9 protein-coding genes and 1 pseudogene are annotated in these 9890 nt (G+C 57.6%); 1 reads left to right on the top strand and 9 read right to left on the bottom strand.

Translation table 11 applies throughout. The annotated features are described in order from the left end of the window. Positions 1-92 precede the first annotated feature (92 nt). From ACN0X0_RS22230 to ACN0X0_RS22195, 8 genes are all read right to left on the bottom strand, one after another. On the bottom strand, positions 93-1025 hold the full coding sequence (locus ACN0X0_RS22230) for a TIM barrel protein (RefSeq protein WP_417281027.1): 933 nt from the start codon (positions 1023-1025) through the stop codon (positions 93-95). 44 nt (positions 1026-1069) lie between these two features. After that, positions 1070-1324 (bottom strand): putative quinol monooxygenase, encoded by a 255-nt coding sequence (locus tag ACN0X0_RS22225; protein WP_417281026.1) that lies wholly within the window; start codon positions 1322-1324, stop codon positions 1070-1072. A 172-nt stretch (positions 1325-1496) separates the two neighbouring features. Continuing rightward, positions 1497-2438, bottom strand: coding sequence for a sugar phosphate isomerase/epimerase family protein (locus ACN0X0_RS22220; RefSeq protein ID WP_417281025.1), 942 nt, complete (start codon positions 2436-2438; stop codon positions 1497-1499). Positions 2439-2463: 25 nt separating this feature from the next. Continuing rightward, complete coding sequence (locus ACN0X0_RS22215; RefSeq protein WP_417281024.1) at positions 2464-3636, bottom strand: Gfo/Idh/MocA family protein; 1173 nt, start codon at positions 3634-3636, stop codon at positions 2464-2466. Positions 3637-3664: 28 nt separating this feature from the next. Continuing rightward, positions 3665-4690, bottom strand: a complete 1026-nt coding sequence (locus ACN0X0_RS22210) for a Gfo/Idh/MocA family oxidoreductase (RefSeq protein WP_417281023.1) — start codon at positions 4688-4690, stop codon at positions 3665-3667. Between the two features lie 11 nt (positions 4691-4701). Continuing rightward, positions 4702-5598 carry a sugar phosphate isomerase/epimerase family protein gene (locus tag ACN0X0_RS22205; protein WP_417281022.1) on the bottom strand — a complete coding sequence of 299 codons (897 nt, stop codon included), beginning with the start codon at positions 5596-5598 and terminating at the stop codon, positions 4702-4704. A gap of 71 nt (positions 5599-5669) precedes the next feature. Further along, positions 5670-6179: an ATP-binding cassette domain-containing protein gene (locus ACN0X0_RS22200; protein ID WP_417281021.1), complete on the bottom strand. Its 510-nt coding sequence runs from the start codon at positions 6177-6179 to the stop codon at positions 5670-5672. 105 nt (positions 6180-6284) lie between these two features. Continuing rightward, entirely contained in the window at positions 6285-7247 is a 963-nt protein-coding gene (locus tag ACN0X0_RS22195; protein ID WP_417281020.1) for a substrate-binding domain-containing protein, read from the bottom strand. A 94-nt stretch (positions 7248-7341) separates the two neighbouring features. Here ACN0X0_RS22195 and ACN0X0_RS22190 point away from each other — a divergent pair, with 94 nt between their 5' ends. Beyond that, positions 7342-8442, top strand: a complete 1101-nt coding sequence (locus tag ACN0X0_RS22190) for a substrate-binding domain-containing protein (protein WP_417281019.1) — start codon at positions 7342-7344, stop codon at positions 8440-8442. Positions 8443-8599: 157 nt separating this feature from the next. Here the strand turns inward: ACN0X0_RS22190 and ACN0X0_RS22185 are convergent. Then, a pseudogene (locus ACN0X0_RS22185) lies at positions 8600-9666 on the bottom strand (IS30 family transposase). Positions 9667-9890: the final 224 nt, after the last annotated feature.

Here is a 9890-nt window from a genome sequence, read left to right as displayed (position 1 = left end):
CCATGTCCTCCAAACGCCCCCCAATCTGGGCGCCATAAAGATCGACGCCCGCGCGTCCAATGGTGATTACGTCAAGGACTTTGGTCATAGTCCTAGAAACCCGTTGTTTGGAGGTAGACGCGCGAGGCCGCGAGGTCATCCAGAATGGAGCCTGTGTTGCGGGGATCGCGCTCTTGTTCGATGGTGATATAGCCGCCGTAGCTCTTCTCGTTGAGAAACGCGCGGATGGCGGGATAGTCGATATTGCCCTTACCGATGGGGCACATGACGCCTTTCGCACAGGCGTCGAAAAAGCGGATGCGTTCTCCCATAACCGCCTCATAAACGGCGGGGTCGATATCCTTGAAGTGGATGTAGTCGACGCGGTCCCAATAGCGGGTCAGCGTGGCCACAGGATCCATGCCCGCGTAGGCCATGTGGCCCGTGTCGAGGCACAGGCCAGCCGTCTTCGCATCCACGTCCGCTACGAGCCGTTCGATTTCGTCGGCGAATTCGATGTAACCGCCGGCATGGGGATGGATCACGGTACGCACGCCGAACTCGTCGCGGGCGATGGTGGCGACCTGGCGGATGTTTTCCACCATGCCCGCCCAATCCGACAGATCAAGACGCGGGGCGCGTTTGGAGTGGCCTGCGGCGAAATCGCGTTCGTCATGACCCCAGTCCATCACGGTCAGATAGGGCGCGTCAAAGCGTTGGCCTGCGTGGGTCTTGGGCTTGGGCAGAGCGGTGATCAGCGCGCAGATTTCGCGGGTCTGGCGAATGAGGTTTTCAGTATTCGCCTCCGACACGAGATCATCAAAGATCGTGCCTGCCACGATGGATAAATCCCGCTGCGCCAGTGCATCCGACACCTGCACCACGTCGAGCGGCATGTAACCGTAGGGGCCAAGCTCCATCCCGCCAAAGCCCGCATCGCGTGCCTCATCCAGCACCTTTTCCCATGCGGGAAGGTGGGGATTATTCACGTCATCCACGCCCCAACAACAGGGCGCGCAGGTGATGGTGATACGGTTTGCGGTCATAGCTCAGGTGGCTCAGTTAGATGCGATGTTGATCGTCTCTAAGGTCAGAGATTCGTGGAATTGTTCATGGTAGCGATGAAGCTCTTGGTGTGCTCCTGCTCCATGTGAAAGTCATGCGCGGCTTGGTCCACCCAGGTTTCGACAAAAACGAGACCGTTGGGATTGTCCGTGCAGGTGTAGAAATCATAGGCGATGCAGCCCGGCTCATTGCGGGTCGCGGCCTGCGCCTGAGGCGCACGTTCGAGGATCTTGTCGCGTCCGCCGTCCACGGTCTCGATGGTGATGATGAACTTATACACGGGAGAAAATCCTCTGGGGTTGGGAGGCGGCTGCGAAGATGTCCGCAGCCACCGATTAACTTAAAGCGTTTCTCAAAAAACTTGAGGCACTCAATTTTGAGAAACGCAGCAATATCAATTCAGTGTGGCACCGTTTTTCGCTCAATCTGATTCAGATTAAACGAAAAACGCTTTAGCGGATGATTGTCGCTTTGAGAGCATCAATGGAGGACTGGATGCCCGCCTCGGTGGACATGGTGAAGTCTTCCATCTCGAGCGAAACCCAGCCGTTGTAGCCGCACATGCCGACAACGGAGAAGAATTCCTTCCACCATTGCAGATCGCGCCCTGCACCCACGGCCACGTAGTTCCAGCTGCGGTTGGCAACGTCAGTGACCTCTTTGAGTTCTAAAAGACCGTTCACATCACACAGACCACGCTCGATGCGGGTGTCTTTGCCGTGGCAATGGTGGATGGCGGCGCCCAGAGCGCGGGCGGAGGCGATCGGCTCGGCGCCCATCCACATCAGGTGGGAGGGGTCGAGGTTCATGCCGACCATATCCCCGACTTCATTGCGAAGGCGGAACAGGGTCTCGGGGTTCCACACCAGCATGGCGGAGAAGTTTTCGAGCGCGTAACGCTTGATGCCGGCTTTCTTGCCGAAGTCCACCAGATCGTGCCACAGCGGGAACGCACGGTCTTCCCACTGGTAACGGTCGCGCTCGGGCATCTCATCTGGCCAGGATTTGGTATAGACGAGCCAGTTCGGCACGGTGTCGCCGGGGGCAGCTTCGGGCAGACCGGACATGGTCACGATGGTTTCGACACCGATCTCGCCAGCCAGCGTGATGGTTTCTTTCATCTCTTTGAGGTGACGCGCGCCCATTGCACCCGGATCGAGCGGGTTTGCGGAGCAGTTCAGCGCAGCGATCTGCAGACCGCGGGCTTCGATTTCCTTGAGCTTGGTTTTGAGCAGCTGCTTGTCGGCCAACAGTGCGTCAGCACGGAAATGCGGACCGCTGGACCAGCCACCGCCGGTCATTTCGATGCCCTCAACGCCAAGCTCAACACATTTATCGAGCATATCCGTGAAGGACAGATTGCCCATTACATCAGTACAGATTGAAAGTTTCATGTCTCGGTTTCCTTAATTGAGACGGTTATTCAAACTCGACCCAGGCAGCGCCCTGGTCGGCAGATTTCACGCAGTTTTCGCGCCAACGCACGCCTTCGAGACCTGCGTTGATATCGGGGTAGTGGTGATCCTTGAGAAACACATCGTCACCGCGCAGTTTCGCGTCGATGGCTTGGGCGATCCAAAGGTAGATATTGGCCCAGCTGTCACCCAATCCTTCGGTGTGCAGTGCGCCCATGCGGTCGGCGGCAAGGCTTTCCTCTTCGAGGTAGGGCATGCCGTGGTGCATGATGCGCTCGGGTTCGCCTTGCACTTGGTAGATCAGTTGATCGGGATGGCTGTCGGACCACACAACAGAGGCTTTGGAGCCAACGAAGCGATAGCGCTGCGAGCCCATGTTGCCTGCGTCCACGGAGGACACCCAAAGACGCCCGCGCGCGCCATTGTCGTAGTGCATCAGCACGGTGGCGTGGTCTTCGAGCGGGGCGCGTGAGGGGATAAACGCAGTGCGGTCGCAGAGCAGTTTCTCCACCTTGATGTCGCCCAGAACGACTTCGGAGAGGTAGTAGAGGTGCGTGCCGATATCGCCGAGTACAAAGGTCGGTCCCGAACGGGTCGGATCGGTGCGCCACTGCTGCGCCTCGGAGGCGTTGGTATCATCGCCAGAGTTGAAGCCATGGGTGTAGGCCATATCGACGATACGGATATCGCCCAGCATGCCCTTTTGAACCATCGCCGCCATTTGGTGCACCAACGGGTGGCCGGTGAAGCCATAGGTCACACCAACGATCAGCCCCTTGGCCTCGGCCAGCGTCTTGATCTCTTCGCACTCTTTCACGGTGAAGAAGAGCGGCTTTTCGCAGATCACGTGGATACCCGCCTCTAACAAGGCCTTGGTAATTTCGTAGTGGGTGAAGTTGGGCGTGGCCACAGAGACCACATCCACCCCATCCTCACGGGCGGTTTCCGCCGCGATCAGCTCCCCGTAGGTCGCGTAACAACGGTCCTCGGCCACGCCGAGAGCCGTGCCGAAATCGCGGCCACGCTCTGCATCGAGGTCAAACGCCCCCGCCACAAGCTGATAGGTGCCGTCGCGCAGAGCGCCGGTGCGGTGTTTATACCCAACCTGCCCCGTGCGACCGCCGCCGACCATGCCCCAACGAAGGGGGCGTTGAATGGTTCTTTCGCCGTTGATCATACTGTCTCTACTCCTCAGAAGAACGCTCTTATTCTGCCGCCATAGCGATTTCGGTCTCGTAAAGCGCAGGTTTTTCAATCATGTTGATGGCCTCGTAAGATCCGCCTTCAACAGCACGCAGGGCTGCATCGCCGACGAGGGTTGCGGCGTAGCCGTCCCATGCGGACGGACCCGTTGCAGTGCCGTTTCCAGCTGCCACGATCCACTCGCGGAACTCCTGGTCGTAGGCCTCAATAAAGCGCTCGCGCCAGTCCTCGGGGATCGCTTGGCGGATGCCGTACTGGTCGGAGATCACGGTCGCGGGACGGTTCGGCAAGGACGCGACACCCATCTCACAGGACACCTCACCACGAATGTCATAGCCGTAGGCGATGTTCACAGAGATCTCGACATCGACGATGGCGCCCGAGGCACAGTGCAGCAGCACAATATGCGGATCACGCAGCTCGCCGCCACGGGTCGAGCGACGCGGCAGGCGCACTTCGACGCCCACGACCTCGTCGTTCAAGAGCCAGCGCGAGATATCCGCATCATGCACAAGCGTGTCGTTCAATGGCATCTCGGAGGTGTAAAGACCTTCAGGCACCGAAGCGTTGCGGGGCACGGATTTGTACATCAGCGGCGCCCCCAGAGAGCCACTGTCGATGACGGCCTTGAGACGGCGGTAATCGGCATCGAAGCGGCGCATGAACCCCACCTGCACAAGGCGACGACCGAAAGCGACTTCGGCCGCGATCACCTTCAGGGCGGCGGCCTCAGAGGTCACCATGGGCTTTTCGCAAAACACGGGCTTTCCGGCCGCGATACAAGCGAGCAGCTGCTCTTCATGGGCAGGGCCCCAAGAACAGATAACAATCGCATCCACCTTGTCAGAAGAGATCAAAGCTTCGGGGGTTTCGAACACTTCCGCGTCCTCGGGAGCGGCGGCTTGTGCGCGTTCCAAAGAGATATCACTCACACCGACGACATTTGCGCCGGAGAGCACTTGGGTGAGACGACGGATGTGGTCCTGACCGATCATCCCCGTCCCGAGAACACCGATGTTGAGTGCCATGAGCGTGATCCTTATTTGAAGTGCTTGTTGAGGTAGCGTTTGGTTTCCGCGAGCATGAAACGCGCGCTGTCCTCGGCGCGGTCTTCCCATGCGAAGACGCAGTTCGACAGCACGCCGTCGAATTTCATGTCGGCCAGTGTCGAGAAGAACAGATCCCAATCGATTTCGCCCTCGCCGTAGTCGAGATGCTGGTGCACGCGCACTTTGGATTCCGGCGGGTTCACGATATAGCGCAGCTCGGAGGACTTGTTGTGGTCATAGGTGTCGGCCAGACGCACATGTTCCAAAAGCCCTTCGGTGGCGCGCAGGTTGGCCTCCATATCGGGCCCGTAAAAGAAGGTATGCGGCGCGATGAAAGACGCGCGCACCATCGGCGAGTTGATGGTCTTGATGATGTCGATCGCCGGATGAATTTCCTCAACCCAGTCCTCAGGATGCGCTTCGAGCGACAATTTGATGCCTTCGCGCTCAAGGATCGGCACCAGAATATCCATCGCGCGGAAGAACTGGCCCTCGCAGACCTCGGGGCGGTGAATGCCGGAGCAGTCATTGAGCGAACGGTTCGGAGAGCCGCCACGGCCAAACTCAGACACGAACATCGGGCATTCCAGCTCGACCGCAAACTCGATCGCGCGCTTCCAATTGTCGATCGCCATGTCCCACTCGTCTTGGTAGGGAGACGCCCAGCGATACATCGGCTGGATGGTGGCAAGCCCGACATTGTTGCCTTTCAGTGCTTTTTTAAACGACTGAATGCGTTCGGGGTACAGCTTGGGACGGGTCCACCACGAAAAGAAATCAGGGCGCGGAGACATCTCGACATAGTCGTAACCAAGCTCGGCAACCTTCGCGAAAGTGTCTTCCAAAGACAGATGGCGGATCATATGCGGGTCAAGTGTGTGTTTCATGGGGGCAGGCCTTCAAAAAGAGGGGCTTAGGCCCGCGCCGACATTCGTCGGCGCGGGGGGAGGAATCGGATTTAAGCGGTTTCCATTTTCGGCGGGTGGCCGTCGTGGGTTTCCATGTAGCCTTCGATGGAGGCTTCGAGATCGGCCATGGTTTCACCACCGGCCATGAGATCGGTGATCTCCTCGCGGGTTTTCTCACCCTTGCGGAAGTCGGCTGCGATCGCGCCACGGATCAAAACAGCAAAGTGGTCGCCCACGGTCATGGCGTGCATCACCTGGTGGGTGATAAAAATCACGGCGAGACCGCGTTTCTTGGCCTCATTGACGATGCGCAACACGTGAGCCGCCTGTTTCACCCCCAGAGCAGCCGTCGGTTCATCAAGGATCAGAACACGCGCACCGAAGTACACGGCGCGGGCGATGGCGAGCGATTGGCGCTCACCACCCGACAGGCCGCCGACTAGGCGGTCGCCATCGGTGATCCGGGTGATGCCCATCTTCTGGACTTCTTCCACGGCGATCTTGTTGGCGTAGGCGCGGTCGAACACTTTGAACGGACCAAAGCCTTTGGTCGGCTCCATGTGAGACCGGCTTGTTCGAGGCAAACCTGTCTGGATTGGCCGCCCGTTTTCACGGGCGACCGCCTGTTAAACGTCACGCATGTGGCCTGCGTGATGCCGCTGGGATTAGCGGGCGCCTGCTTTCACGCCTTCGACAACCAGATCAACGTTGGAGGCGTCGACGATGCCCGGGCCGGTGAGGATTTCACGGGTCGGGATGGTCACGCCGTAGTTGACGTAGTTGTTGAGGATGGAGACAGCGAAGAAGCCCTGCTGGTCGATGGCGCAAGCCTGCGTGCCAGCCTGGATGTTCGCGAGGATCGAGTCGTTGAAATTCATGCCGCAGACTTTGACCTGACCGGCTTTGCCTGCCTGCTGGATGCCGGAGACGGTTGCGTTGGTGTCACCGCCACCGATGGCGAACATGGCGTCAACTTCGGGGTTTTGCAGCAGGTGAGCGCGCACAGCCTGAGCCACTGCGGTTGCGTCGCCGTAAGCGGTCGCGGGCAGCTGTAGGGTTTCGCCTTCACCGCCCGTGGCTTTCACGCCGTCGATGAAACCAGAGCAGAAGGCTTCGATGTTCGCCGCACCCGGAAGGGTGTTGACGCATGCACCGTTTTTCTGGCCTGCGTTGCCGAGGTATTCACCAGCCGCAAAGCCGGATTTATAATCAACGGCGCCGACGTAATTCAAAGCGCCGAGTTTGTCTGCAGCTTCGAGACCACCGGCGTTGTAGATGACAAGCGGGATGCCTGCATCGGTCACAGCCTGGAAAGCGGGGTCCATTGCTTCGGGAACCCAGTCAGGGCCGACGATGGCGTCTGCGCCCTGGTCAATCGCCTGACGGATAAGTTCTGCCGCGTCGGGGCCGAGGTTGTCGTAGTTTTGCGGGCCAAGCCAAGTTACAGACCCACCTTGTGCCTCGGCAACTTTACCAGCGTCTTCTGCGCCCAACTTTACGCGCGACCAGAAGGGATCGTCGGGCTTCCCCCCAATAACAAAGATATCGGCGGCCATGAGCGAGCCTGCAGCACAGGCTGCGATGAGGGCAGTGGATGCGGTGGCCGCGATACGGCTGAATTTGGTCATAGATTTTTCCTCCCTGACCCCACGGTAAGTGCGGGGCTTCAGTAGCGAATGTCTTAGGAAAAGGTTACGATTCCTGAAACTGAAATCGCATTTTTTGGTTACATTTGCTTCATTACGTGTCATTCAAAATGACACGAAATTAGCATTGGAGCCAGCCACCATGAAGAAACCAACGATCTCAGATCTGGCCAAAGAGGCAGGTGTTTCCATATCTACAGTCAATCGCGTCCTTTCTGGTTCTTCACAGGTCAAAGCGACAACTGCCCAACGAATCCAAGGGGCTGCAGAGAAAATCGGCTTTTACGGCCTCGGAACGATCGAGGACCAAATCAAGAAAAATGCCCGCTCCTATCGCCTTGGTTTTCTACTTCAACAGTCCACCCGTGAGCTTTACCAACTTTTTGGACGCATGATTCGCGAAGTCAGCTACACCCGCCCCCTCGATGTGGTCGAACCCTTCGTGGATTTTGTCGACCTGCTCACGCCCGACAACATTTCTCAGCGCCTTTATGCGCTCGGGAAACAGTGTGATGCCGTGGCCATCATCGCCGCAGATCACCCCCAGATCGGCCAGACCATCCGTGCGCTGCGTGACATGGGCAAACCTGTGACCGCCTATATCACCGACCAATCCGCCCCCGATCGCGCCGCCTTTGTCGGCACGGACAATTGGAAGCTGGGGCGCACAGCGGCATGGATCATCGCCAATATGACGCATGAGGAAGGCCATGTTGCCATGTTCCAGGGCAACCACCGCTACCAGTGTCAGGACGTTGCCGATGCCTCGTTCCGCTCCTACATCCGCGAACACGCTCCACACCTGACCGCCTCCGAGAGCCGACCAACCCATGAGGAGCCGCAAAACGCCTACTTGATGGTCCGCGACCTTCTCAAATCAACCGACGATCTGCGCGGCATCTTTATGGTTGGCGGAGGCATTTCGGGCGTACTCAAAGCTCTTCGCGAAGTCCCCGAGAGCCGGCGCAAAGGCGTCCGCCTCATCTGCCGCGACATCGGCCCTGAGACACGCAAGGGGCTGTCCGAAGGGCTGATCACAGCCTCCCTCGCGCACCCGATGCGGATCACGACCGAAGCCCTGATCCAGACCATGATCGATTCCGTGAATGCCGAAGGCGCGCACGCCCCGATGCAGCGTCATATCCCGTTCGAGATCATCACGCCCGAAAATCTCTAGGTGTTTGACCCCACGGCTTGATGGTGTGGATGTTTTGCCAAGCCCGGTAGCGGCAAAATGCGTAACTTTGCGCTGCACACGGAGATGATGCAGTCACTTTCAGTTATAGCCATGTGAGTACCATTTCGGTTTCATCGGACTGCGTGGGAAAGAAACTTCATCGCCGCTCCGGTTTCAGCAATTCATCTCTGAACGCCTCGGCCGGTGTTCTGTAACCCAGACATTTCCGCGGGGTCGCGTTCAGACGATCGCAAGGCGACTTCAAATGTCGATTTTGGAGCGACAGCAGGGCAGTGTCCCGAGGAAGGTATCGGCGGACCCGTTTGTTCATGTTCTCTACCGAACCTTTCTGCCAAGGCGCCTGGGGGGCACAGAACCACGCTTTTGTGCCCATGCCGTTTTGCAACTCGCGCCAGGATGTGAACTCAAACCCCCGGTCAAACGTGATGCTGCGTCGGGCGTGTGCGGGCAGGGGAGACATCTCGTCGATCAGCCTATTCATCAGAGGTCGTGACTTGCGGTCGTTGTTGCGCAGCAAGACCGTGAAGCGTGTTTTCCGCTCCACCAACGTAGCGACGTTTGCGTTGCCCTGTGCGCGCTCAAAGATCATCAAATCACCCTCCCAGTTGCCGAATTGGCTCCGGTCATTGATCTCGTCAGGACGGTTATGAATGCTTGTTTCCAAGGGAAACACACGATCACGGGCTTTGCGTGCGTAAAGCGTTTCTCAAAAAAACTTGAGGCACTCAATTTTGAGAAACGCAGCACTATCAATTCAGTGTGGCAACGTTTTTCGCTCAATCTGATTCAGATTAAACGAAAAACGCTTTAACGTGGCCTCCGCTTTCTTTGGCGCTCAGGGAGGTGACGGCCGAGCTCTTGAGACTGGCCACTTTCAGAGTAAACATATTGGTAGATTGTTTCATGACAGATCCGGAATGGCGCACGCGGTTCGATCTTGAGCCGGCCTGCAATCTGTTCAGGCGACCAACCTTCCTTCAATTTGGCAATAACTTCATTGCGCAAATCCTCATGCTGCTCCAGCTTGCGACGCTTCAAATGCCGCCGATCCGAGAGCATCTGCGCTGACAAATGCCAGTACCCATCGGTTTGAGGACCTTCGTCATCATGCCACCCATTGCGCTTGATCTCGCGGTGGATTGTTGAGCGGTCTCGACCAAGTGTCTCAGCGATCTTTGTCTTCGTGGCCTTCGCCTGAAGCATGGTCGCCAAGATTCTAAGTTCACTACATTCAAAAGCTGATAAGACTTCTTATGTATAATATAATGCCTTAGATGCCTCGACCTGTCTTTGGAACAGGCGATCGAGAAGCCAGTATATGCCGTCGCTAAAATAATCGTTTTTTGGTGAGTGGTGCAATCTCAACGTACCAAGCAATCTTGGAGGTGCGCCATTTTTGTTGATCGTTTAATAGTCAAATTGCGACA

It is taken from the genome of Celeribacter sp., assembly GCF_048270365.1.
GTDB lineage: Bacteria > Pseudomonadota > Alphaproteobacteria > Rhodobacterales > Rhodobacteraceae > Celeribacter.
Note: the sequence above shows the minus strand (reverse complement) of the source record. Positions and strands in the feature narration are given on the sequence as shown.

Excerpts from the sequence above, each read along its gene's own strand:
- ACN0X0_RS22200 (WP_417281021.1), bottom strand. The coding sequence starts at position 6,179 with ATGGAGCCGACCAAAGGCTTTGGTCCGTTCAAAGTGTTCGACCGCGCC.
- ACN0X0_RS22205 (WP_417281022.1), bottom strand. The coding sequence starts at position 5,598 with ATGAAACACACACTTGACCCGCATATGATCCGCCATCTGTCTTTGGAA.
- ACN0X0_RS22220 (WP_417281025.1), bottom strand. The coding sequence starts at position 2,438 with ATGAAACTTTCAATCTGTACTGATGTAATGGGCAATCTGTCCTTCACG.
- ACN0X0_RS22195 (WP_417281020.1), bottom strand. The coding sequence starts at position 7,247 with ATGACCAAATTCAGCCGTATCGCGGCCACCGCATCCACTGCCCTCATC.
- ACN0X0_RS22230 (WP_417281027.1), bottom strand. The coding sequence starts at position 1,025 with ATGACCGCAAACCGTATCACCATCACCTGCGCGCCCTGTTGTTGGGGC.
- ACN0X0_RS22210 (WP_417281023.1), bottom strand. The coding sequence starts at position 4,690 with ATGGCACTCAACATCGGTGTTCTCGGGACGGGGATGATCGGTCAGGAC.
- ACN0X0_RS22215 (WP_417281024.1), bottom strand. The coding sequence starts at position 3,636 with ATGATCAACGGCGAAAGAACCATTCAACGCCCCCTTCGTTGGGGCATG.